The sequence below is a fragment of the Halorubrum aquaticum genome (assembly GCF_900113615.1).
GTDB lineage: Archaea > Halobacteriota > Halobacteria > Halobacteriales > Haloferacaceae > Halorubrum > Halorubrum aquaticum.
In genome coordinates this window covers 164018-186842 of the sequence record NZ_FOPZ01000006.1, presented here as the reverse complement: position 1 = coordinate 186842, position 22825 = coordinate 164018, and the positions used below count along the sequence as shown (strand labels likewise).

Sequence of the window (22825 nt, the reverse complement as noted above, 5' to 3'; positions counted from 1 at the left end):
GGAGAACGTACTCCGGCTCGTTACGGAGCGATCCGTGGCGGGTTAACACCGTCTGCTGGATGTTCTCGCCGAGGGACCGATCGGCGTCGAGCTCCTCGAGGTAGTAGGGAACACCACCGAACACACTCCACGTACGCACGGCCTCGTCCGCCGTCGCATCATCCGGGAAAAACTCCGTCGCGGCGTCGAACGAGAGTTCACGGATGTCGAGTGTCAAGGAGGTCCGCCCGTATAGCGGGCTGTCTCCAAGCAGTGTCGCCTCCTCCATCATACTGATCGATGACCCGACCAGCACGAACGTCGTCTCCGACTCGTCGAACTCGTGGTCGAACAGCGCCTGTAATACGGAGGGAAGACTCTCGTCTTGTTCGATCAGGTACGGAAACTCGTCGAGGACGACAATGGCGTTCTGGTCGGCTAGATACCGGAACAACCGCTCCCAACCAGGACGAATGTCTTCGATACCAGGAACCGTGTCGGCCGCAACTTCGACGAACTGTTTCAGTTGGAGCTCCCGCGTCTTCTGTCGTGCCTGATAGAAGACCGCGTTCTTTCGTCCCGCAAGCGCCTTCTTGACGAGTCTCGTCTTTCCCAGCCGTCGCCGCCCGTACACGACGGCGAGATCCGCGGTCTCCGAGTCAAACAGGCCGTGAAGCCGATCTAACTCCTCCGAGCGGTTCACGAAGTCTGTCATGGCGCTGAATTAGTGGGTATATGATAAAATATTCTGAATAATCATATTCTGGAATATCATATCTAGAGATATCATTGACGAGGTGCGGTACAACGATGCTAACTAGATTAACCAACAAATTGCCGGGAGATACCGGAATGTTGGTTAATTTGGCGACCAAAGGCGACGGCCACCTTGGAAAGAGTCTTGGAAACAGTCTACCACTCCTCAAGATCCGGTGACAGAGTTCGAATTGACGTTTTGTAAAGTCCTTTCTGGAAGTCCGGAAGCGCCGCGCCGTCGCTTATTGAGAGAGTGACTAGTTATCGAGTATGGGAGACCACCCACCATCGAATCGAATGGCAGCGGACAAGCCGACACGGAGCGCAGACCGCAATCTAGGCTTGACAGATCAAGCCGATCCAGCCACAGACGAGATGCTGCTGCCGTCACTCGATGACGGCATTACGTTGCTCGACGTAGACGGCGGCCGTGGCGTTCCAATCCTCCAGTCGCTCGTGCTTGACCATCTCCTGTTACACGATGGGCCCGCCTTCTGGGTTGATGCGAACGGCCACGCGACGACGACGACGCTGGCTCAGATCACACCGAGCCAGCGGTTGCTCGACCGGATCCACGTCGCCCGCGGATTTACCGCGTACCAGCACTACGGCGCTGTCGACGATCTCTCGACAGCAGTAAACCAGGCCATCCAGAAATCGACCGCTGTCACCAGCACATCCGGTCGACAGTCATCGACTCATAGCGAAGACTCGTCTCCACACACCCCGTCGCTCATCGTCGCGCCGGCCGTCGACGCCCAGTACCGCAGCGACGAGACGCTCAGCGAGCAGCACGCGGAAACACTCCAAGCGCGAACCCTCGCTCGACTGGCGACGTACGCCAACAGTTACGACGTCCCGGTACTCGTTACTCGGAGTACGATCGATGAGTTCACAGCACCGGTTGCGACGGCCGCCGACTACCATCTTGAGTGTGAGCAAACACGGATGGGGCCGCGACTCGTCGGTGACGAGTTCGAGACACTCGTCTATCCCGTTGATGACGGTTCGTACTACCAGACCACGTTCGCCTACTGGCGACAGCTGCTCGCTACGCGGGCGACGCAGGTTGGCCTCGAACCGGCGACACCCTCGTCGTCGACGTCGACTCCGGCAGGTGTCGGAACAGGCGTGACTGCTGACGGCGAGACGACGTCGCTCACCACGAGTCCGCTCCTCGATGCGTGGACGGCACCTGGGGGGCGCTAACAATGGGACGCACGAACCCGACATATCGGGATGCGCTGCGGGCTATCGAAGACCGCTGGGCGGAGTTCCGACGGGCGCTCCGTCGTCGCGACCAACCACGCTTCGACCAGCTGTTCGAGTACGCTCGCGAACACGCCGACGCGAGTGGGCTGTTGAACCACCAGAATCCACTGGTGCCGGCGCTATTCAGTATCGATCTCGAACAGGAGGCCACATTGGAAGACCATGAGGAACGCCTCGAAGTGCTCGAACGCCGACTCAACGAACAGCGCACCGATGAAGAAACCAGCGAGGAATCCCAATGAGTACACTCGCGACGATCGCATTCGACATCGAGACGACGGGATTTTCGACGACTGACCAGCTGACCGTCGTCGGCTTCGACGCCGAAATCGGCTCGCGAGTGTTCCTCAATACAGACGGGAGTGCGTGTGCCTCAGATATCGAACAGCAAGTGAACGACCATCTCACCACGCCAGTGACGCTCTCTGTTCACGACGATGAGGACGCGCTGTTGGACGCCGTCAAGACGTTCGTCGACGCCACGATCGCACAGCGAGATGTCAAGCTCGTTGCCTACAACGGGGAAACCTGGAAGGGTGGATTCGATCTGCCATTTCTTCGAACGCGGTTGAGTCATCATGAACGCGAGTGGCCGTTCGCCGAGCTGCCGTACATCGACGTGATGGAGGTCTTCTCCTCACGGTTCAATACGAGTGAGAACAGCCTCACTGGAGTGTATGACGAGCTCGTGGCTTCCGGCCACGGCACAGTCGATCCATTTGGGGAAAGTAGCGAGGCCGTCAACGCGTGGGAGACTGGTGATTTCGAAGCGGTCGTACTCCACAACGTCGCCGATATTCGCCGCACACGAGCGCTGATGGACATCGCCGAACGATACTGCTCGAAATCAGATTTTTCGATGAAATCGCTTGACCCAGTGATTAGTGAAGGGTGAATGTGCAAAAACTGTCGAGGGCCTCGGGGCGATTTACTTGCTATATTTGTCTTCGAGAGATGCTTCTTGCCGAGCCAGTATTTGGACACCCTCGCGGATCCCCTCGGTCAACACGATCCGTCCTAGCTCCGTCAGTTCGTAGTACGAATAGGTCTCTTCAGTCCCCGTATTCGGATCGCGTCGGTTCTTGATGAGTGCGACATCCTTGAGCGTCCGGAGCGGATAGTGGAGCGCGTTATCCTCCTCACCAAGTACCATTGATAGTTCGCTGGTGCTGAGTTGATTATTCTCCGCGAGCGCCTCAAGGATCAGATATTGCTTGGGCTTAGACGCCACTTCGTACATCTTCAAGTAATCGTCAAGATCGAACAGGCTGTCTTCAGGGAGTTCAACGTCAAGGTCGAACCCGTTATCGCCCTCATTAGGGTCGTCACGCCGTCGGAGCGAACCGCCGTCAGGAATTGACACTCGGTCGGACGAGTTGGTCATATAAGTCAGTTGGTCCCCTACCATCTTAAAATATTTTACTATGGTTGCGGCGAGACCATCCAACTATTTGGTCCATCGAGGTGAGTAACTCACAATGGAAGAGCAGTTGATTGTGCTCTGAAAACACGGATCCTGTAAAAGAACCCGTGCCGACAAGGCTTCTATGGCGGATTTTCTGCGTCGTTGATCCCATCGAATGTTCCATTCGTATAGGCGTATCCCCACCGCTGGAGAATCGCTCGCGTCACAAGGCCTGTTTCAGACACAGCAATACAAGATGTGTCGACAGGACGGCTCAGAGCATCGGGAGGTGAATGGAAGTGTCGGCGCGGCGCGTCGGGTTTCGGATGACAGTCGAACCGAAAATTTCGGTCTCGGTCATCTGTGTAGTGTGCGGCGTAGTTCCCGGTGAGACTCCACCGGACATCTATCCGCGCGGATGACGCCGCTCCGACGCCGTCGGATAGTTCAACGGAAAGTGTCTGTGGATTCAGGGGGTCGTCTAATGACGCCGCCTGGACCAGCGGCTCTAGTTCCACGAACAGGTCCCGTATTTCTCGTAGTGCCCCGGCGTCGATAGGACCAAATACCTCAGACTGCTCGTCTGGCTGAATATGGTGAGCGGGGTCTCCGTCGTCGGTCATACCACGATGGATGTATCGCCGTTACCATCGTCATCCGTGTCCGTGCCAGTGAGGTGACCAGTTTGGCTCACCTCACCGATCGCGAGTGTTGCCTGTGCGAGCGCGAGGTTGCGTCGCGTCGTTTGCCATTCTGTGAGAAGTGCACCATGCTCGCTGTCGGCGTCGCCGATATCCAATTCTCGGGCGAATTTTTCAGGTGAATCAACACCGTATTCCTCGCGCCACGCCTGTATCTGCGCCTTCATATCAGCGATGCCGGACGCGATCTCTTCGGGCGTCCGTTCTGCGAGGAGCGACTGGGCGTGTTCGGTGACGATAGCCGTTTCCGACCGTCGGTAGTGCGTCGTCTGACCGTCCTGAGACGTCGTTACCTCACCAGCGCTCTCGAGCGTTCGCAGGTGCTTTCGCGCCGTGGTCGGTGAGACGCGGGCACGCTCGGCGATCTGTGCTGCAGACAGCGGATCGTACACACGAGAGATGACTTCGTACACTCGTTCAAAGGGCGTCGTCTCCTCGATCCATTCCTCTTCGACGACGTCGTTCACGTCACGGTGTTCGGTGCCGCCATCCGGGCTGACTCGGTGGGGTGGGGACGGCTCTTCGGACATTATGTGCCAACCAACGGGAGAGCGGCATAATAATCTGTGGGGTAGTATATTGTTCACCGAATTCAAGATATGGAGGACTGTCCATAGCAGTCTTAACCAACAACCACCTGTGAAACGGCAGTTCTGTTGGTTAACGCGCCACCGGAGGTTCAGATAACAAACTCGGAAACGATTCTGGAAGTGGGGTTAACAGAGCGAATCCGCGAGAGTCCGCTGTTCTTGTCGATACGATCTCTGTTTCCCGAAATCCGGAACAGACACACCGGCGATTATGCGGGACTCCGGTGTAGAGACACGTAGGTGGATGACTACCGCAAATGGCGTTCACAATCGATTTCCTTGACGATGGTCGCGTTCTTGAATGGGAAGCGACCAGCGACGGCGCAACCGCGACCGAACGCGACGACTACACACCTCGTTTCTACGTCACAGCACGTGACTCTGACACCGACATCGATCTCACGCCACTTCGCTCACAATACGAACGACACCCAGATGTCGTCGCGACAGAGATCGTATCCCGGCGCCCCGGATTTCGTCGTGACGACGAGCCCGCTCTCGCTGTCGACGTCGACCACGTCGACCGCGTCACACCGCTTGCGCGACAGGCACGCCAACTGTCGGCGCACCCGGTCGGCGATCTCGCCTGTTTCAACGTCGATTTCTCGCGATCGTTCCGGTACTGTCTGGAGACCAGTTGCGATCCAACTCCGACGGCAGAACTGTCAACACTCCGGCTCGGTATTCCAGTGACCGAGACAGGCCAAGACACGTACAGCGAGCTCACAATTGCGGGCGAGACTGTTACCGACTCATCGAGAGACATACTCACCACCGTCCAAGCGGCGATCGAGACACACGACCCAGACATTCTCGTCTGCTCGACGAGCGAGATCATCCCGACCCTCCACGAGATGGCGACGGACGCCGGCGTCGACGACTTCTTATTGAGTCGATGGCCGGACGTCGACTACCAGCAGCTCGCGAGCCGGTCGACGTACTCGAGCTACGGCCGCGTCGGTCACTCCCCGGCGCGGTACAACGTGCCCGGTCGAGCGATCATCGACGAGTCGAACACGTTCTTCTACGGGGAGGCGAACCTCGACGGTGTCCTCGATCTCGTGTCGCGTTCGAAAAAGCCTATCCAGGAGCTCGCGTGGGCATCGATCGGGAACGTCCTCACGGCGATCCAGATTTGTGAGGCCCACGACCGTGGTGTCCTCGTCCCGTGGAACTCCTGGCGGCATGAGTTCTACAAGCCGATGGGGACGCTCCACGACGCCGACCGCGGCGGGTTCATCTTCGCACCCGAGGTCGGCCTCCACGAAAACGTCCACGAACTCGACTTCTCCTCGTTGTACCCGAATATCATCTGTACTCGGAATGTGTCACCGGACGTCATCCGGTGTGACTGCCACAGCGACCGCAAGGACGTTCCCGGCCTCGGGTACTCAATCTGCGATGATCGAGGCTACCTCGTTGACGTGCTCCAGCCGATCATCGACGCTCGCGACGAGATCAAGGCAGCCATCCGTCGCGAGAGGAAACGAGACGACCCCGACGAGGATCGCCTAGCGGAACTCGAGGGGCGGTCGGGAGCGCTGAAGTGGATCCTGGTCGCCTGCTTTGGCTACCAGGGGTTCAGCAACGCGAAGTTCGGCCGCATCGAGTGCCACGAAGCAATCAACGCGTTCGCTCGCGAGATTCTGCTGACGGCGAAACAGCAGCTGGAGGACGGCGGCTGGCGCGTCGTCCACGGCATCGTTGACTCCATATGGGTGACTCCGGACCCCGACGTCGACGACGATGACCGCGAAAACCTTGAAGCGCTCACGACGGCGATCACGGAACGCGTCGAGATTCGGCTCGAACACGAAGCCCATTATGACTGGGTGGCGTTCGTTCCCCAGCGCGAGAGCAACGCCGGCGCACTCACGAAGTATTTCGGCAAGGTGGCTGCCAACGACGAGTTCAAGTTACGCGGTATCGAGGCTCGCCAGCGGTCGACCCCGCCGTTTATTGAGGATGTCCAGCGGGATTGTCTCGAACGGTTCGACGCGACTCGATCACCGGACGCCGTACTCGACTGTCTCCAAGATGCCATCAAGCGCCTCCACGCTGGAACGGTGCCGGTCGAGCAGCTCGTCGAACAGAATCGAGTCTCCAAGCCGCTGGAGGGATACACGCAAAATACCCAGAACGTGGCGGCGCTGAAGCGGGCTCGCGATCAGGATCTCGCTGTTCATCCAGGCCAAGACATCGAGTACGTGGTCGTCGACGACGAGAAAAGCTCGCGAGAACGGGTCGCGTTGACTCACGAGGAGGTCGAGTCGTACGATGCGTCGTACTACGAGACGCAACTCGTCAGAGCTGTCGAGAGTGTGCTGTCACCGCTTGGCTGGGATCGGACGGAGATTCGTCGAGAACTCACGGAGACGCGGGTCCCGAAGTTGGCAGCGTACGCGAGCACAGAGAACAGTTAACCAACACAGCGGAGTGGGTTTGTTGGTTACCTAAGATCCCTTTAGGGTCGAACCCCCACACCCCGTGTGCGATATGAAATTGCGAAGATGGTGGGGAGGGGTGATCGGGGAGAGAGACCATGAAACATCGGGAATCCGCTATTTTACGGAGAAGAGGTCTCAAAGACAGCGATATCAAGACAGGCTATATTTTGGAAACATTTACATAGCCGCTCTGTCAACCATAGCCGCAATGGGCCTAAGGTCGGTTGAAACGAAACAGTATGTTTCGTGATATAACCGAACTTGTCCGAGGCTTTATTCCTTCGTGAGCTGAACGTCTCTGTCGGTTTATCGTCTTCTCGTGGACTCTCTCACCGAATTCCGACATCTTTGGATGGTTCGTCCGTGCCTACCTTCTCGTCAAATTCATATCGCACACGGGGTGTGGGGGTGACTTATCGACGAGATCAGACTCTGCTCGGGATATTCAAGAGATATTTTCGGCACATCTGGTCGAGAATATGTCCAGTGTTTCATCTCGCACACGGGGAGTACCTCCGCTGAATTCTTCTGTCTTGCCTCGACATCGACAGCTGTTCGATGGCCTGATCGACATTTCATATCGCACACGGGGGGTCACTACGATCAATTGATTTCGCCCGTGGTTACGGAATTATTTCGTCTACCCATCGAGAAACACTCTGTATCGGTAGAATTCAGCAAATTTAATCTCGCACACGGTACCCATATTTATTTATAGTTTCGACCTAACTGCGCAAATATGGCTGACGGCGACGATCAACAGTCCCTCTCACAATCTATCAAAGGTCGCCTCCAAGAGGGCGTTCAGAATTCGGTTTTTCGAGATAAGGGTCTTCTTGACCCGGATGCCGTCATCGACGAGGACCGGATCGTCGGTCGTGATGACCAGCTGGACGACATCATCACCTATCTCCGACCGGCATTACAGGGGAACCGCCCGCCCAATATGCTTCTCTACGGCCCATCGGGGACGGGGAAGTCACTCATCATCAATGCGGTCTGTCAGCAGGTTCTTGAACTCGCGAACGCCCAAGATGACCGTTTTGGCGTTATTAAGATCAACTGTCAGACAATCAAATCGCACGATAGGGCCGTCTATCGTCTTGTGGAAAACGCCGCTAATGAAGCCGACGTCGAAGTCGGTGTCCCGCAGAGTGGCGTCTCGACAGACCAGAAACTCAGCCGATTCTATGAGATCCTGAGTAACAATTTCGACTCGGTCATTATCATCTTGGATGAGATTGACCTCCTGGTGGGACGACAGCGGGACCCGAACGAGGAACCAGCTTACTCAAAGCTGCTTTATCAACTCTCTCGGGCATCACAACTCGGTCAAATCGAGGGGCACGTGTCCGTTGCTGCGCTCACGAACGATCCCCGATTCATGGAGAACCTTGACGGCCGGGCTGAGAGTTCGTTCAATCCGCAAGACGTCGTCTTCTCAGACTATGATGCGGACCAACTACAATCCATTCTACGACGACGTCGTGATGCGTATCGGGAGGATGTCCTTGAAGACGGTATTATTCCACTTAGCTCAGCGTTTGCGGCACAGGATCACGGCGACGCGCGGAAAGCGATCGATCTATTCCGGAAAGCAGGCGAGATTGCGGACCGAGAGAACGAAGATACGGTTGATGAAGGACACGTTCGCGATGCCCAGAAAGAAGCGGAACGGGATCGGACATTGACTCAAATGCAGGGTCTGTCGACCCAAAAGAAGCTCTCGCTTTACGCTACTGCAATCGTCCCCGTCTACTCACAACGCAACCTGAACGCCGTTCCCAGCACAGTCGCGTACCGTGTGTATCAGTATCTTACTGACTTACTTGATGCCGATACAAAATCGCGCGACTCCTATCTCCGCTATATGAGTGAGGCAGAGACATACAATTTTGTCACATCAGAAAAGCGGGGACGTGGCTACGGGAGTGGCGTTCACAAAGAGTACACGTTCGTTGACAATCCTGGCGTGGTTGCTGAAACCCTTCGAGCAGATATCCGGATCGAGGAAGCAGATAACGAAGGTGATCTTATCAAGTCAGTTGTCAACGCACAGATAGACGACTTCTTTGAGGGAAAGTAACTCGGAGCGACACAGTCGCTGCTATTTGATTCATTTCGCACACGGGGGTGTGATCCTGCCAGAAGAAATGTTATATATTCTAAGTGTGTCTGACAATCGTACTCATATTTTCATTTCGCACACGGGGTGTCCCCGCACAACTCGTCAGCTGATTCATCTCTCACACGGGGTCTACCCCGGTTGAGAGTAGAATCATTTCGCACACGGGGGGTGCCAACGAGATATCTCTAAGAATTTCATTTCGCACACGGGGTGTGTACGCCGCAAGATCGGGCTAGCCATCTGTTCTACTCGTCAGGATTGACTGGTGACTTATACTTGGATTTGACTTGCTCTCCATCCCGCCACTGCCAGTAGTAGTAGCGATTGTCGTTGATATCCTTGATCGTGATCGTCGCTTTGGCAGGAACGTCGTCTGGGAGCTCGTCTGGTCGCTCTTCGACCTCCTCTTGATCTGGCGACTCCTCGAGACGGGCCTCTCGTACCTTGTGCTCGGCGAGCGCTTCAGCGTACGTAGCAACATCTAGGAGCTGCTCTGGAGACGACTCGTTAAGCACGTTGACGACCTCCGTTGCGAGATCTGCCGGTGGGGTCGGGGGTTCGTAGGACATCAGTTGGCCTCGTGTTAACCAACACAACCCACGAATCCATAGTTTTGTTGGTTAAGACGATGGAGACGGCTCCCGTGCTCGCTGGATGTAACACTACTCGAAACTTGTTTATAAATTAATTTTGTACTACGTTATACTGTGCTTCGGCGCATCGAACTCAAGGTCCTCGCCACGGTCGCCCGCGGCGATACGATCTCCGAGCTCGCGACGAAGCTCGACCATAGCGAGAGCTACCTCTCTCGTGCCGTCGCCGACCTCGTCGAGAAAGGGCTCGTCTATACCGAACGCGACGGCCGACGAAAACGAGTCGTCCCATCGGATGCCCGCGCCGTCGAGATCTACCAGGACCTCGTCCGCCAGTACCCCCATATCGACTTCTCCGAGCTGCTGACCGGCAAAGCTCTCGAGGTGTTGTACTACATCGACCAACCGCGAACTGTCTCTGAGATCGCTGAGAAAAGCGACAACTATCGTAACACCGTCAATCGCGTGCTGAGACGATTCCGCAATCGTGGCTTGGTAGGCAGAGAAGACAGTCAGTACTACTTCACCGGGAACTTCGAGCAACTACGTGAGTTCGCACGTGAACTCGTTCATTATGACCATCGACAGCGACTCAGATCGGTCGTTCCGGATGGGACGATTCTCTGGGAGGAGCACGACGAATTCCTCGCACAAACTGAAATGGAGATCGATTCAAAGAATTTCCACGAGACTGGGTTAGCAGAGTTCGCGAGGTTTGGCCTCCAGTTTCTCCTGACGAGCCGCCGCTATTACCTGTATTCTACAGATCCAGACAGCTTGTCGCCTGCGGCGCTTTGCTGTCACGTGCTTTTGATCGATGATGGGTCACGTCACCGATCGTACTGTGCCCTCTTGATCAGCCATCTCGATATTGACGAGGGCCAACTCCGAGATCAAGCAGCGAAATATGAACTGGAAGAGACAATCGATGCCCTACTCCAGTATCTGAACACACACGGGCAAGATACTGGCCGCCGTTTTCCCGAATGGACTCAATTCCGGAGGCTGGCAGCCGACTACGAAGTTTCTCTCTCACACTAACTCCAGTTGTGATTTTTTGTGAGCTTCAGGGGCCACGCTCCCGTACCTCTCTCTACTCGCTGGAACGCCACCAACGGAGTACACACTTCCTGAACGAGTCCCGCTGGTATCGACTGGACAGACTGTCTCTAGGGTTCACACCCAGCAGTTGGAGGTGACACCAATGTGCGGAACAATAACAGGTCAACAGAAGCGAGATCCTCAGCGATAACGACGTCGAGAATACGGAGCTTGTCTGTGGGGCGCGGTACGCTGCTAGTCTAATTCGATGCCCAGACGTTCAGCGGCTTCCTCGGTGGTGAGAAGCTCGTCGTCATCGGCGTCGTCGAGGGACTCGCCCCGTTCAGGGAGCACCGCTGCCTCGTCGGGAAGCATCTCTGCCCCGTCGGCGTCCTCTGGCTGTTCCCCGTCTACTGCCATACTTCTCATTTCGAACCTGTAGTCATAATCCTTACCACGCTACGAATACCAGGGTTAGGATCGGTGTGATAGGGATATCACCCGGTTACGTCCTCCAATTCGGGAATATTCCGAACAATAAGAGAGAGTAAGATAGAGGGATGCTACATGATCCGGTAGGAGTGAGGGCCCCACGCCATCGACTCCACAGCGGTGTCACGCTTCACTTAAGCGCGTCTCTATACAAATCGGGTTTCCCGAGGATACTCGAGACTCACTAGCTGGCATGTTTCTCAGACGAGATTTAAAGTTCAAGGATTTCGCACTTGCGGGTATGACCCCTCACCTCACCACGGAGACACCCCCACCTGATCTCGAAACCGGGATCAACCATCTCGTAACTGTCAGCCGGTTATTGGATCGTCCAGAACTGGCGCGTGTCTATGTGTACACCTGCTATTACGGGCCGGTCACTCGACCAGAGATCAAGGCGGCACTGGATATCCCGAAGACCACGATCTACGACCACGTAGAGACGCTTGAGGCGCTCGGAATCGTCTCGCTTGCGGGAGATCGACCGGTGGAAGTGACCGCAGATCCGGTTCGAATCACTACTGACGATACTGTTGTGACGCCGACGATCCTCCACGCCGTTACACTCCAAGAAGTCGACGAAGACGTCTCATACTTTGTTGAGCGACACGGTGTTGGTAAACTCGCTGCTGCTGTCCGGCAGGCTGGACTCCACTATGCTGGCCAGATCACGCAGCGAATGGCCGCTGATCCACTTGGTATCCCAACTGGGGAAGCGATCAGTATTGTCCTCGCACTGAAGCCCGTGCTCGCAGTTGGGCACGAATACGATCCCTACTTTGACGTGATTTTCCCAGAAATTTCGGATGACATCGGATTCGAGAGCGACCATGACACGGCAGTACCCCGCAGAATACCGAATCGTGACTGATTCCATCACAGCAGTCGACGCAAACGAATTGGGGCATCGAAAAATAGTACCCGTATCTCTCGAATGGCTGTTCTAGACGAGCTCTCGGGATTCGAGTTCGAGGATGTCATAGAGGATGTCTTCAGCAACCTCGGCTACGAGAACGTCCGGCAGGCTGAGAAGACAGCCGACGAGGGGCGGGACGTCATCATGGAGGAGGTCGTCGACGGCACGCGGCGCGCGATCGTCGTCGAGTGTAAACACACGGGGACGGTTGGGCGACCGGTCGTCCAGAAGCTCCACTCGGCGATCGCGACGTTCGACTTCGATGGCCCGAAGCGGGGGATGGTCGTTACGACCGGCCGGTTCACGAGTCCCGCCCAGGAGTACGCCGACCGTCTCCAACAAAGCGACGACCCGCATCCAATCGAGTTGATCGGTGGTGAGAACCTTCGCGAGCTCGCCGACGAGATCGGCCTCGACCTCTACAACGGTCGCATCGAGATTCTCTGCGACGAGACGCTCCGCCCGTACGACCCCGCGGCCGACGTCGACGCGGCCGTCACGGAGGCGTTCCGCGATATCGAGAACATCGAGGCCGCCGACCTTCCGACACCGCATTCTGCGGTGACGTTCCGACCGGTCGTTGCGGTTACCGCCGACACAAACGCTGTCTTCGAGACGTCCGTCGGCGTCATCCACCGGATCAACGATCGGACGCAGTTCGTGGTTCACGCTGAACGTGGCCACCTACAGGTCGTCGACGAAGATGTCGCGGCACTGGTCACCAAGAACTTCCATACGCGGATCGAACTCGACCCCGAACAGTTTGGGGAGGTGTTCGACGACGTCGAGGAGCGCCGATTCGGGCAGACCCAGACCGAGTACAAGGAGTGGGCCGTCGAGCGGCTCCAGCAGCACCACACGATGACGGTGACCTACACCGGCGACAACAACGTCACGTACAACAAGACGTGTGAGCCGAATCTCTCGGATATCTCAGTACAATCGATTGAGCCGGTGTATCTTCCTGAGGTTCGGCAGACGACAGAGATACTGGAGTATTCGTATCCCTACGAATACTATGCTGCTGGCCCTTCACGAGTCACTACAGAAAACGGGATTCACCGATGTGTCCACTGCGAGACGAGCGGTGTCGGCGAGACGTACACGTACTGTCCGAACTGCGGGGCGATCGCCTGTACCAGCCACACCAAGACGGAGCGGCTGGAAGGCGAGCCGGTCTGTACGGGCTGTGCGGTGACGGAACGGTTCGCGTTGAAGACGAAGTATTTCTACGATGAGGAGAACCTCGAGGCATTCCGCGAGGAGTACGCCGACATGCCGCTTCAGGAGAAGGCGATGGAGAACAAATTAATTGCCGCAGGAGGCGTAGTCGCAGTATTCTTGATCGTTCTTGGCCTGCTCGTTGTTGGCGGCGTCGTATAAACTAGTGTTCTCACGTCCGTTTAGCGAAACTGTAGCCTACCCTTGCGGCGGTCTGGATGACACTCCATACACAAGACGGTGGAGGTGAACCGGCCGACTCCCGTAAATAGGCTACGACTGGCAGCGGAATTGGCAATTGAAACGCTGCTGTAAGCGTCTCCACACCCGAATTCACCCTTCGTTTCTTCCAGGACTAAGCGTTAATTCAGCCCAGCGTGCGCAGATCCACCCTCCTGCGGTCAGAACGTTCAGTCCGATCAGCAGGACGAACCCGCCGAACACCGAAAGCAGGAGCGCTCCGGGTAGCGTTGAGACTTCCCACGACGTGAGTCGAACGATGAACGAGATCCCGACCTCAAACTGGTCCCAAGGGATGACAAGCGAAAGCTCACGCCGGATCGGCTCGGGGAGAAACAGTCCAACCGACGCTCCGGGCATGTCGTAGTACAGCGGTGCTCCGAGCAGAGACAGTCCGAGTGACAGGACGACCACAATAATTGTGAACGCAGCGACACCGACAGCCAGCTTTGAGAGTACAAAAATAAGTGATCCCCATAAAACGGGAGTCGTCAGCACCGTTAGTACCTGATCGCGCAGTCGAGATGCTTCTGAAAGCCCCCACGACGGGGTCGGGATGTCGGCGCCGAGCAGTTGTCGCGCCATCACCCGTTCAGCGGCAGCAACGAGCACGACACCGCCCAGCGTTGCCGCAAGAATCGGCAGGCCGATCAAGAATACTGACAGGCTAATACCGAGTGACAGTCCGACAACGGTCCCGGCGAAGTACCCGATGCCGAGCGGGAACGCGAGGGCGAGATACAGCAACACCCCGTACGTCCGGAGTTGAAACGGAACCAATAACAGCTGTCGAACGGGGGGGAGGATGGTCGAGATGTCCGATACTTGGTCCGAGAGGGCCATCAACGGGACATTTGGGATGTCGTCTGATATAATATTCCCGCCTCGTCGTCAGCGAGGACCGCTTTGGTGGCGGTCACCCCCGAACCATGACGTCCCCGTCATTAGTGTGTGCCCGAAGCGGCGTTGAGCCGTCACCGACGACTGCCTCCAGTTGAGAGTCCGTCTGACGCCGGATCTGAAGTCCGGGAGCCACGTCGCTGATGAGTATGTCACCGTCGGCCGTGTCTGCCGTGAGCACCGTCTCAAGCTCCTCGCTTATCCGCAGGAGCAAGTTACCGTCTGACGACTCGATCTTGGCGTCATCAGCCACCGCCGGGATGTCAGTCATCACGTTCCCGTCCCGAGTGCTGATCTCGCCGACGCGCCCCGGGTCTCGCACCTGTATCGCTCCGTCCTGTGTCACCGCCGAGAGCGTCCCGTCCGTCCCGTCGACGGAGATGTCTCCGTCGCTGGTCTCCGCGGTGACGTCGCCCCGAGCGTCGGTGATCCGAATCGATCCGTCTCGGGTGCGGAGCGCGGCACCGTCCGGGACTCGCCGTGCCGTCACCGCCCCGTCGGTGGTCTGGATCTGATCGACGTCCATCTCTTCGGGCACGTACAGCTCCAACGACACGCTCGCCCCACCGAAACCGACGATGGTCGGCTTGTCGGTGGTGATCTCGACGCGCTCGGCGGTCTCCTCGACGTCCACCGTCAGTTCGTCAAGTGAAACCCTACCGAACGCCTCCTTTTCGGCGACAACTTTGACGTCGTCGCGTCGCTCGGCGGTGAAAGCGATCGCGTCCGTCGCATCGACGACCGCGAGTGTCGCGTCCGTTGGTGCGTCGATGGTCTGATCGTCGGTGATTCCCTCGCGTTCGATCTGAACGACCGACCCGCAGCCGGCGAGCGTGCTTGCGACTGCGGTACCAGCCGCACTAAGCAGCTTGCGGCGAGAGGTAATAGTGTCCTCCGTGTCGCGCTCAACCATCGACATCACCCGTCACTGTGGTCTTCTGACCGCCGAGTAGCGCGGTCGTGAGGAACCCTCCGAGCCGGGCGAGTCCGTTGAGCACGTGAAGTGACACGAGGAGGAGAATGATCCCACAACCCGCGCCAACCAGCGCTTCGGCGAGCGTGTCGACGACGTACGGCCCGACGGTGTAGGTCACTCCGGACGCGTTGTAAAATATCGGTAGCGACAGTAGCGTCACCGAGATCGCACCCGCAGTGACGACCGCAGTAAAGGCGACGACGCCGAACACGAACTTCAGCCCGACGAGTAGCAGTCCGGTCCACGTCGCTGATGTCGTGACGACGCGTTTCGTCGTTGCGATGATCTCATCAACCGAGCCGAACGCGAACTCCACGTCTGGGACCGACCGGTTGACGTCGACGTCGAGGAGCCATCCGGCCAACTGCGCCTCAAACGAACCGATACCGAGCGTCACTGCGAGCGTCCCGACGATAATCGGGATGCCAAGCAGCGTCACTACGAGACTGAGGCCGGTCGAAAGTCCGGTCGTAATGACGGTGAAGTACGCAATCCCGAGTGGGAACGCTAACAGGAGGTACGCGAGGTTACGATACGTCTGCCGTTGAAACGGCACACCGATGAACTGCGCGAACGCGTCGATCGGTGAACTTGGGGACCGAGCGGATTCGCTCATGTTGCGACTCAATCTTGTGGCGAGACCCACGTATAAGAGACTCAACGCTACAGCGCTGGCAACGTTCCCAAAAATATAAATATGAAATAACTCTTCAGGTCCCAGACGTCACGCCGTCACCGACCGTGCCAACGCTCCGAGCCCTGCTAGATGGGCCACCGTGACACCGAGGACGGTCACCGCGTCCGAAAGCGAAAGCAGCGGTGTCAGGACGTAACTGATCCCGTACGGTACCACAGCGATACACACGACGCCAACTGCTAGCAACAGCATCGTCCGGCTCTCGTTGCGACGGTGACCATCGTACGCGAGATACGCGACGTACGCTCCGAGGCAAGCAGTCGCAACACCGCCAGCCGTCGCAATCACAGACAACGTCATCGGTATACTACCCCGAGGATGACGAGTAACCCGCAGAATTTACTCGCCGTTACCAGTACCGTCCGTTCTGTCCCTGTCACCGATCCCACATTACCGAACGCCAACCGAAGGAACATCGGTAGTGGGGCTAACAGTAGTAACCCTACTGTGAGATACAGTAGCGGGCGCTGACGCGTCCGCAAGTAGCCACGCGCGAAACGATACGTAACAAATACTGCGAGTAGAACCGACAGAAAGAACGCGACAATCGTGGCGGCCGCTAATGCGGCATTGTCGCCGACGACCTCCACTTGTACTGGGAGTACTGACTGGCGAGAGCGGGCAAGTTCTGCTGTGATGAACTGAAGTGGTGTCATCCAGAGAGCTCCTCGTACAGTCTGGTCAGTCGGTCGGCAGCCGTTTCGTCAACGTATTCGATATCAATCTCGAAGCCAGCTGCGGTCAGATCAATCGAAACGTGGTCGAGTCGTGCAGCGTACACCTCGTGGGGACCTTCGTCAGGATCGATCTCTTGGACACTCTCGACGAGATCTTGTTGTTGGAGTCGTTCAAGCCGCCGGTAGACAGTCGCCTCCGACGCGTCACAGACATCGCAGAGTGCGCTTGCCGACCGTGTCTCCTCATACGTTTCGATGAGGATTTGTCTTGCATACTCGTCGTCAAGCAACGAGTACACCTTGCGGGTGTCCGCCGCCGACTCCGGAGCCATCCGCTGGGGAGTTATTTGGATGTAACTTAACACTCCCGACCAACTTCTTCCGATAGATTTCTCTCGATGCTCTGTTTGGGATCTTAGGTAGTAGTCTTAGATCTCCCACTAAGATATCTTTTAGCCGGTTCGAATTGCCCCAGCAGAGATGTTCGGCGGGCGAAAGACACCGCGGTGATTCTCAAGCTGAAACAAAGGGGTGTCTTTTTTGAAACTTCCGAAGCAAACAGGGCCTAATGCCAGAGAAAAATCTGCTTGAGGAACTAGCCGGACTGCCGAGCTTTTACCACCCAGCGGCCTCTCCGGGTGGAGATGAGATCGCAGTTTACTACGACGGCAGCGGTCGCAATGAACTGTACCTCGTTGACCCTAATTCAGGAGATAAAACACGACTTAGTGACGGGAACGTCCCCCGCGACGCTCGATATCCATTCCGATGGGCTCCCTCCGGAAACCGGCTGTATTTCCACCAAGATCGGGACGGAAACGAACAGGATGATATCATGGCCATCGACCGTGACGGCAAGGTTGAGGCTGTTGTCGAAAATGATGGTCAGACGATTCTCACGGATGTCTCTGAAGATGGTCGATATCTGTTGTTCGCCAGCGATACTGACCAACAGATGAATCTCTACGAGCACGACTGTGAAACTGGGACAACGACACGGCTTACTGACTATCGTCAGCCTGTCCGTAACGGAGTATATACACCCGGAGCCGACCGTGTGGCCTACAACACGAATGAGTCTGATAATCTTGATAACCAAGACGTATACATTGCTGAAATTGATCGGCTCGACAGAAGCGGAAAGCACGCACAGCTCGTCGAGATTCGGAATTTAAATATTGGCGAGGAGGGCGCTGAGGCTGCGGTGAGCGACTTCGGACCCGATGGTGACCAGTTGTTGGTTTCTGACAATTCTTCTGATAAGCCCCGAGCTGGTGTTTATAATCTCACCGATGATTCCGTTGAGTGGCTTACTGAGCCAGACCATGTGGAGTCGCCCAAAACCTTTCTCCCAAGTGGTGAGAGAGTTCTTGCGACCCGGACACGGAACTGCGCCGTAGTACCCGTCGTTCACGAATTGAACGGTAGGAGTCACGAAGTTGAGTTGCCCGAGGGTGTTGCCTCGTTCCCGGGATACGGTGACGCTGCTCTGCTCTCAGCGACCGAAGTGCTTGTCACACAGGAGACCCCTACAGACCGTCCGACACTACTCCGGGTAGATCTGACCACCGGCGATGCTCAAACCATACTAGAGCCGGAGTATGGCGAGCTTGACCCCAGCGGATTCGCTGACTGCTCATACGAGACGTTTGAGTCACACGATGGCTTAGAGATTGAAGCGTTGGTGTACGACTCGGGGCGCCGCCCATCGCCGGCAGTTGTGAAGATTCACGGTGGCCCGCCGGCTCAGGACCTGAAGCGGTTTGACCTATATGCCCAATTCCTTGCGATGCGTGGCTACAGCATCCTCGAAGTGAACTACCGTGGGTCGACTGGTCGAGGTAGAAAATTCAAAAACAGGATCAACAAAGACTGGGGAGGCGCCGAACAGGGTGATATCGCTGAGGGAACACGCTGGCTTGCCGAGAAAGAGTGGATCGACGAGGATCGGATTGCCGTCATGGGCGGCTCTTACGGTGGCTATTCAACGAACATGCAGATGGTTCAGTACCCAGAGCTCTACGCCGCAGGAGTTAGCCAAGTCGGTATCACGGATCTCACGGCTCTCTACGAGGAGTCGATGGCACATTTCAAAACGACGCTGGAGCGGTACCTTGGTGACCCTGAAGAGAATCAAGAGCTTTACGCGGAGCGTTCAGCGGTCAATCACGTCGAAAACCTCACGGCCCCACTCTGTATCATCCACGGTGTTAACGATCCGCGCTGTCCGATCTCACAGGCTCGCCTGTTCCGTGACGCCCTGCTTGATGCTGGGTTCGAGGAGGGCCAGACTGGTGATTTCGAGTATAACGAACTCGGTGAAGAGGGCCACGGCTCAACCGACATTGACAATAAGATCCGTTCGTTCAAAATCGTCGCGGACTTCCTCGAGCGCCGGGTGCCGGTCGAAAGTTTCGACGCCAACGGCCGCCACTCCCCGTGATATCTACCGAGGATTCTGACTTCTATCCCTCACTTTAGTCATTTAAAATCTTGGAAGTGTTGCCGACCCAGCAGCGCATGCGATTCTATATTTGATTCTGGTGACAAACTCTATATGTCGTATGTGTCTGTACGATCGGTCCCCCCATTTGCTCGACGGAGAGCACGTACCGTGCCTTGGATCATTATTCGCTAGTGTACGTCGTGATCCGATACTCACCCTGACCGGTGATCGCTGTGACTGGACGTAACTCTGCGAACACCACAACGACTCGCCGAAGGCTACTTTGCGCGACTGGCGTTGGTCTAGGAGGTATTCTTGCCGGGTGTGAATCCGTACGCCAACTGGACCGAGAACGGATCCGTGAAACACGGACGGTCGATCCCTCGAAAGTCGCCGCTATCAACGTAGCTGACGCTACGGGCGACGTCGCCTTCATTGGCGAGTCGCGTGACAACATCAAAATCGTCTCGCAGAAACACGCCACGGGCGGCGTCTCCCCCCAAGAGCTCGACACCGAGGTTCAGGTCGTCGAGAACCGATTAGAAATCACGACCGACGAGCCGCAACTACTCGGATTGGGCGGTGGCCGTGTCGCCTTGGAACTTCGGGTCCCTCGCAACGTCGCCGTTCATCGGCTTCACACCAATCACGGGGACGTGACGGGCGTCGGAGTCACAGACGGGGCAACACTTGAAGCCCCCAACGGTGATGTTTCCGTCAGCCGGGCGCGCGGTGATGTTTCCGCTCGGTCAACGAAAGGAGATATCACCGTCGATGGGACCGAAGGCGACCTCTCCGCGAAGACTTCGGACGGAACGATTCAGGTGCGTGGCCCGATGCGTGTGGCAGCGCTAACGACACAGACCGGAGATATTACCGCCGATGTTCCCGCTGTGGTCGACGACGCGCTCGTTGAGTCGTCTGCCGGCGATCTGTTGCTCCGACTCAGCGAGGGGCTGAGCGCGACCCTCTCTGCTCACACCAGCACCGGTGAGTTCTCCGTACCTAATCAAGCCCCACAATTCCGCGTCCACCAACGAACGGAGACGCAGTTACGCGCCGAAGTCGAACGCGGTACCAGCCAACTGACCGCGAGAACGGAGGACGGCGATATCACAATCCGCGCTTGAGTGGCTTGACGGACGACGAGTCAAATAGGCCTCGCCTCCGCTCCGCCGCACGGTCGGTGACACGCACCGAGTGGCGGCTCACCCTCTAGGGCGAGGGCAGATCCCGTAGACCGCCATTCCGCGTGTATCCCCGGGAGAGACCGTCTCGGAAGCCGCGGTTATTAAACGCTGTAGTGAGTATCGACACCACGTGACGGCCGACATGTACGTTGACCGGCCGCGGGTGCTGCTCGTTGACGATGAGAAAGAGGTCGCCGACGCGTACGCCCTCCGGCTGGACGCAGTGGCTGACGTTACGGTTACTTACAGCGGTCCCGAGGCATTGTCTGCGGTCGACGAGTCCGATCCGCCGGACGTAATCCTCCTCGATCGGCACATGCCGGATCGATCCGGTGACGACATCCTCCGTGAGTTACGAGAGTTCGACATTCACACCCGGGTTATCATGGTGACTGCCATCGACCCGGGGTTGGAACTCATTGAACTCCCGTTCGACGACTACCTCTGTAAACCGGTCGACCGCGAGGATATTAGGGCCGCCGTCGACCAGCAGTGTCAGGTCCTCGCATACGAACTCCTCGGTCAGTACTTTGGAGTCGAATCGAAGCGAGCCGTTATCGCCGCTGAATTGCCACAGGACCGTCTCGAAGACCACGATCAGTTTTCGTCGCTTAACGACCAGGCCAACAGTTTGCGGGACCGCATCTGTCGGCTTCTCCCCGACGCAGACGAGTTGTTAGATCAGTTCACCGGTATTGAGCGCGAAGGGTACTGATCTCCGACAAGAGGCGCGACCCGGGCTGAACGTTGACCCGACTCGTCTCCCGACTACACTAGTCAAGGAGGCCTCTGATGCTTCCCCCGCTAACTAAAAGGTGATTTCAAACCGCGCACCACCGTCATCCGCTGCTGTGAGCGTCAGATCCCAGCCGTGTGCTTCGACGATTCGGTCGACGATCGCTAGGCCGAGGCCGGTCCCACCACTCCGCGTGGAATATCCGGGGGTGAAGACGACATCACGCTTCGCCGGTAGGATTCCCGGTCCGTCGTCTGCAATATAAAACCCCCCTTCGAATGGGTGAACAACTACAGTCGTGCTCTCGCCTGTCTGCTCGCCTTGGGCGTCTGGATGGCCTTTTGCCGGTGGCTCTGTGGTTTGTTCGCTAGCCGTTTCATCGGTTGAAACACCGTGTTCAACGCTATTTCGGAACAGATTTTCAAATAACCGCTGGAGCCGATCGGGATCTGCGGTGACCGTCGGCAGCGACTCCGAAACTGTCAGTTCGACCTGTTCGGTATCGATCGACTCCCACGCGTCTCTCGCAGCGGTCTCGATTGCGACCTCCTCTGTGGGTTGAACGACAGCATCGTCGCGCGTCAGCGTTAGGACATCACGGATGATCCGTTCCATCCGATCGTGTGCGTCTGCGACCGACTCGAAGTGTTCGGGGTCACCGGTCTCCTCTGCTGCCCGGAGGTGGGCTTTCGCGACGTCAAGCGGGTTCCGAAGGTCGTGGCTGATAACGCTGCTCACTTGATCGACGCCCGGTGAATAACCGTCATCGGGACACTCACGAAGGTCGGAAAACACGAGGTACCCGGTGTCGTCATCTGACGGGATTACGCGAGCGAAGAACGGGCCTCTGTTGGCGCATCCGTCCAGACGGATGCCGATCCGATCGCCGCGGACGATATGCGAGACTGGGTCCCGATCACCGGTCGTATCGCAGCTGTTGAACCGGTCGAATATCGTCGACACGCGTCCGCCCACCAGTTCCTGTTCGAACTGCCGCTCGAAGGCGTCGTTCGTGGCAGTCACGCGAGCATCGTCACCGTCGACGGTGTATGCGAGCGCAGGGTCTGGAAACTCATGTAACGGAATTACCGTGTGACGATCATCACTCATCGGTTGCTCACATCTCTATTTGGCATTGTTACCGCGCCCGCTTCTCCGTGCGAGTGCGCACGGTAACTTGTTGGACCACCACTCGATACAACACGTATCATCACTTTGGCCCGGCTACCTGTTTAACATTATTTCTTGCTTCTAGGCCAGAAACACTCTCTTTTATATTCGCTCTTATAGTCAAGTAACCCTATCTCTGTTGGGAACCAGCTATGCGCTCCGAGCAGCGCGTTTCAGTATTTGTGGCGTGACAAGGAAGTCAGCGACGGCAACCCCCAACATCGCTAATCTAAGTGTCTGATCTTCAACAAC

22 protein-coding genes are annotated in these 22825 nt (G+C 56.9%); 11 read left to right on the top strand and 11 right to left on the bottom strand.

Annotation, left to right across the window (positions count from 1 at the left end; genetic code table 11):
• Positions 1 to 694 (bottom strand): AAA family ATPase (locus F3H10_RS07685; RefSeq protein ID WP_223174266.1); only part of this gene is annotated, 694 nt, incomplete at its 3' end.
• A 311-nt stretch (positions 695 to 1005) separates the two neighbouring features.
• Between F3H10_RS07685 and F3H10_RS07680 the strand changes: the two genes are divergently transcribed.
• The 3 genes from F3H10_RS07680 to F3H10_RS07670 are packed head-to-tail and all read left to right on the top strand — an operon-like array spanning position 1006 to position 2902.
• The gene (locus F3H10_RS07680) at positions 1006 to 1944 is read left to right on the top strand and encodes a P-loop NTPase family protein (RefSeq protein ID WP_149784179.1); all 939 of its coding nucleotides are present in this window, start codon (positions 1006 to 1008) and stop codon (positions 1942 to 1944) included.
• Between the two features lie 2 nt (positions 1945 to 1946).
• Positions 1947 to 2249 (top strand): hypothetical protein, encoded by a 303-nt coding sequence (locus F3H10_RS07675; RefSeq protein ID WP_149784178.1) that lies wholly within the window; start codon positions 1947 to 1949, stop codon positions 2247 to 2249.
• Positions 2246 to 2902, top strand: coding sequence for a ribonuclease H-like domain-containing protein (locus F3H10_RS07670; protein WP_149784177.1), 657 nt, complete (start codon positions 2246 to 2248; stop codon positions 2900 to 2902). The genes F3H10_RS07675 and F3H10_RS07670 overlap by 4 nt, the downstream gene beginning before the upstream one ends.
• A gap of 33 nt (positions 2903 to 2935) precedes the next feature.
• Here the strand turns inward: F3H10_RS07670 and F3H10_RS07665 are convergent, their stop codons facing one another.
• Both F3H10_RS07665 and F3H10_RS07655 read right to left on the bottom strand, forming a co-directional pair.
• On the bottom strand, positions 2936 to 3391 hold the full coding sequence (locus F3H10_RS07665; RefSeq protein WP_223174265.1) for a MarR family winged helix-turn-helix transcriptional regulator: 456 nt from the start codon (positions 3389 to 3391) through the stop codon (positions 2936 to 2938).
• 640 nt (positions 3392 to 4031) lie between these two features.
• Positions 4032 to 4580: a DUF7342 family protein gene (locus tag F3H10_RS07655; protein ID WP_149784200.1), complete on the bottom strand. Its 549-nt coding sequence runs from the start codon at positions 4578 to 4580 to the stop codon at positions 4032 to 4034.
• Positions 4581 to 4960: 380 nt separating this feature from the next.
• On the opposite strand from F3H10_RS07655, the gene F3H10_RS07650 reads away from it, so the two are divergent.
• Positions 4961 to 7126: a type B DNA-directed DNA polymerase gene (locus tag F3H10_RS07650; protein ID WP_149784174.1), complete on the top strand. Its 2166-nt coding sequence runs from the start codon at positions 4961 to 4963 to the stop codon at positions 7124 to 7126.
• Positions 7127 to 7889: 763 nt separating this feature from the next.
• Positions 7890 to 9236, top strand: a complete 1347-nt coding sequence (locus F3H10_RS07645; protein WP_007344290.1) for an orc1/cdc6 family replication initiation protein — start codon at positions 7890 to 7892, stop codon at positions 9234 to 9236.
• 287 nt (positions 9237 to 9523) lie between these two features.
• On the opposite strand, the gene F3H10_RS07640 is transcribed toward F3H10_RS07645, so the two are convergent.
• A complete protein-coding gene (locus F3H10_RS07640) occupies positions 9524 to 9847 on the bottom strand; it encodes a hypothetical protein (protein WP_149784173.1) in 324 nt (107 codons plus the stop codon).
• A gap of 138 nt (positions 9848 to 9985) precedes the next feature.
• Here F3H10_RS07640 and F3H10_RS07635 point away from each other — a divergent pair, with 138 nt between their 5' ends.
• The gene (locus F3H10_RS07635; protein WP_149784172.1) at positions 9986 to 10912 is read left to right on the top strand and encodes a MarR family transcriptional regulator; all 927 of its coding nucleotides are present in this window, start codon (positions 9986 to 9988) and stop codon (positions 10910 to 10912) included.
• A 255-nt stretch (positions 10913 to 11167) separates the two neighbouring features.
• On the opposite strand, the gene F3H10_RS16040 is transcribed toward F3H10_RS07635, so the two are convergent.
• Positions 11168 to 11332 carry a hypothetical protein gene (locus F3H10_RS16040; RefSeq protein WP_188127898.1) on the bottom strand — a complete coding sequence of 55 codons (165 nt, stop codon included), beginning with the start codon at positions 11330 to 11332 and terminating at the stop codon, positions 11168 to 11170.
• 313 nt (positions 11333 to 11645) lie between these two features.
• Between F3H10_RS16040 and F3H10_RS07630 the strand changes: the two genes are divergently transcribed.
• Positions 11646 to 12275, top strand: coding sequence for a winged helix-turn-helix domain-containing protein (locus F3H10_RS07630; RefSeq protein WP_223174263.1), 630 nt, complete (start codon positions 11646 to 11648; stop codon positions 12273 to 12275).
• A gap of 63 nt (positions 12276 to 12338) precedes the next feature.
• Positions 12339 to 13703 (top strand): restriction endonuclease, encoded by a 1365-nt coding sequence (locus tag F3H10_RS07625; RefSeq protein WP_149784171.1) that lies wholly within the window; start codon positions 12339 to 12341, stop codon positions 13701 to 13703.
• A gap of 171 nt (positions 13704 to 13874) precedes the next feature.
• Here F3H10_RS07625 and F3H10_RS07620 read toward each other — a convergent pair whose 3' ends face one another.
• The 5 genes from F3H10_RS07620 to F3H10_RS07595 all read right to left on the bottom strand — a co-directional run bounded on the left by F3H10_RS07620 (position 13875) and on the right by F3H10_RS07595 (position 17363).
• Positions 13875 to 14624: a sensor domain-containing protein gene (locus F3H10_RS07620; protein WP_149784170.1), complete on the bottom strand. Its 750-nt coding sequence runs from the start codon at positions 14622 to 14624 to the stop codon at positions 13875 to 13877.
• A gap of 73 nt (positions 14625 to 14697) precedes the next feature.
• The gene (locus tag F3H10_RS07615; protein ID WP_149784169.1) at positions 14698 to 15594 is read right to left on the bottom strand and encodes a DUF4097 family beta strand repeat-containing protein; all 897 of its coding nucleotides are present in this window, start codon (positions 15592 to 15594) and stop codon (positions 14698 to 14700) included.
• Positions 15587 to 16273, bottom strand: a complete 687-nt coding sequence (locus tag F3H10_RS07610) for a sensor domain-containing protein (RefSeq protein ID WP_188127897.1) — start codon at positions 16271 to 16273, stop codon at positions 15587 to 15589. The genes F3H10_RS07615 and F3H10_RS07610 overlap by 8 nt, the downstream gene beginning before the upstream one ends.
• Before the next feature lie 108 nt (positions 16274 to 16381).
• On the bottom strand, positions 16382 to 16654 hold the full coding sequence (locus tag F3H10_RS07605) for a DUF7521 family protein (protein ID WP_094521018.1): 273 nt from the start codon (positions 16652 to 16654) through the stop codon (positions 16382 to 16384).
• Between the two features lie 352 nt (positions 16655 to 17006).
• Positions 17007 to 17363 carry an ArsR/SmtB family transcription factor gene (locus tag F3H10_RS07595; protein WP_149784168.1) on the bottom strand — a complete coding sequence of 119 codons (357 nt, stop codon included), beginning with the start codon at positions 17361 to 17363 and terminating at the stop codon, positions 17007 to 17009.
• Positions 17364 to 17599: 236 nt separating this feature from the next.
• Between F3H10_RS07595 and F3H10_RS07590 the strand changes: the two genes are divergently transcribed.
• The 3 genes from F3H10_RS07590 (at position 17600) to F3H10_RS07580 (ending at position 21382) form a co-directional block, all read left to right on the top strand.
• Positions 17600 to 19474 (top strand): S9 family peptidase, encoded by a 1875-nt coding sequence (locus F3H10_RS07590; protein ID WP_149784167.1) that lies wholly within the window; start codon positions 17600 to 17602, stop codon positions 19472 to 19474.
• A 236-nt stretch (positions 19475 to 19710) separates the two neighbouring features.
• Positions 19711 to 20607 (top strand): DUF4097 family beta strand repeat-containing protein, encoded by an 897-nt coding sequence (locus F3H10_RS07585; protein ID WP_149784166.1) that lies wholly within the window; start codon positions 19711 to 19713, stop codon positions 20605 to 20607.
• A 202-nt stretch (positions 20608 to 20809) separates the two neighbouring features.
• On the top strand, positions 20810 to 21382 hold the full coding sequence (locus F3H10_RS07580; RefSeq protein ID WP_149784196.1) for a response regulator: 573 nt from the start codon (positions 20810 to 20812) through the stop codon (positions 21380 to 21382).
• A 93-nt stretch (positions 21383 to 21475) separates the two neighbouring features.
• Here the strand turns inward: F3H10_RS07580 and F3H10_RS07575 are convergent, their stop codons facing one another.
• Complete coding sequence (locus F3H10_RS07575; protein WP_149784165.1) at positions 21476 to 22513, bottom strand: sensor histidine kinase; 1038 nt, start codon at positions 22511 to 22513, stop codon at positions 21476 to 21478.
• Between the last annotated feature and the right edge of the window lie 312 nt (positions 22514 to 22825).

What these genes read in the sequence shown, in the direction of transcription:
- F3H10_RS07580 (WP_149784196.1), top strand. Translation starts at nt 20,810, where the DNA reads ATGTACGTTGACCGGCCGCGGGTGCTGCTCGTTGACGATGAGAAAGAG.
- F3H10_RS16040 (WP_188127898.1), bottom strand. Translation starts at nt 11,332, where the DNA reads ATGGCAGTAGACGGGGAACAGCCAGAGGACGCCGACGGGGCAGAGATG.
- F3H10_RS07620 (WP_149784170.1), bottom strand. Translation starts at nt 14,624, where the DNA reads ATGGCCCTCTCGGACCAAGTATCGGACATCTCGACCATCCTCCCCCCC.
- F3H10_RS07665 (WP_223174265.1), bottom strand. Translation starts at nt 3,391, where the DNA reads ATGACCAACTCGTCCGACCGAGTGTCAATTCCTGACGGCGGTTCGCTC.
- F3H10_RS07605 (WP_094521018.1), bottom strand. Translation starts at nt 16,654, where the DNA reads ATGACGTTGTCTGTGATTGCGACGGCTGGCGGTGTTGCGACTGCTTGC.
- F3H10_RS07640 (WP_149784173.1), bottom strand. Translation starts at nt 9,847, where the DNA reads ATGTCCTACGAACCCCCGACCCCACCGGCAGATCTCGCAACGGAGGTC.
- F3H10_RS07615 (WP_149784169.1), bottom strand. Translation starts at nt 15,594, where the DNA reads ATGGTTGAGCGCGACACGGAGGACACTATTACCTCTCGCCGCAAGCTG.
- F3H10_RS07630 (WP_223174263.1), top strand. Translation starts at nt 11,646, where the DNA reads ATGACCCCTCACCTCACCACGGAGACACCCCCACCTGATCTCGAAACC.
- F3H10_RS07590 (WP_149784167.1), top strand. Translation starts at nt 17,600, where the DNA reads ATGCCAGAGAAAAATCTGCTTGAGGAACTAGCCGGACTGCCGAGCTTT.
- F3H10_RS07625 (WP_149784171.1), top strand. Translation starts at nt 12,339, where the DNA reads ATGGCTGTTCTAGACGAGCTCTCGGGATTCGAGTTCGAGGATGTCATA.
- F3H10_RS07675 (WP_149784178.1), top strand. Translation starts at nt 1,947, where the DNA reads ATGGGACGCACGAACCCGACATATCGGGATGCGCTGCGGGCTATCGAA.
- F3H10_RS07680 (WP_149784179.1), top strand. Translation starts at nt 1,006, where the DNA reads ATGGGAGACCACCCACCATCGAATCGAATGGCAGCGGACAAGCCGACA.
- F3H10_RS07575 (WP_149784165.1), bottom strand. Translation starts at nt 22,513, where the DNA reads ATGAGTGATGATCGTCACACGGTAATTCCGTTACATGAGTTTCCAGAC.
- F3H10_RS07670 (WP_149784177.1), top strand. Translation starts at nt 2,246, where the DNA reads ATGAGTACACTCGCGACGATCGCATTCGACATCGAGACGACGGGATTT.
- F3H10_RS07595 (WP_149784168.1), bottom strand. Translation starts at nt 17,363, where the DNA reads ATGGCTCCGGAGTCGGCGGCGGACACCCGCAAGGTGTACTCGTTGCTT.
- F3H10_RS07650 (WP_149784174.1), top strand. Translation starts at nt 4,961, where the DNA reads ATGGCGTTCACAATCGATTTCCTTGACGATGGTCGCGTTCTTGAATGG.
- F3H10_RS07645 (WP_007344290.1), top strand. Translation starts at nt 7,890, where the DNA reads ATGGCTGACGGCGACGATCAACAGTCCCTCTCACAATCTATCAAAGGT.
- F3H10_RS07610 (WP_188127897.1), bottom strand. Translation starts at nt 16,273, where the DNA reads ATGAGCGAATCCGCTCGGTCCCCAAGTTCACCGATCGACGCGTTCGCG.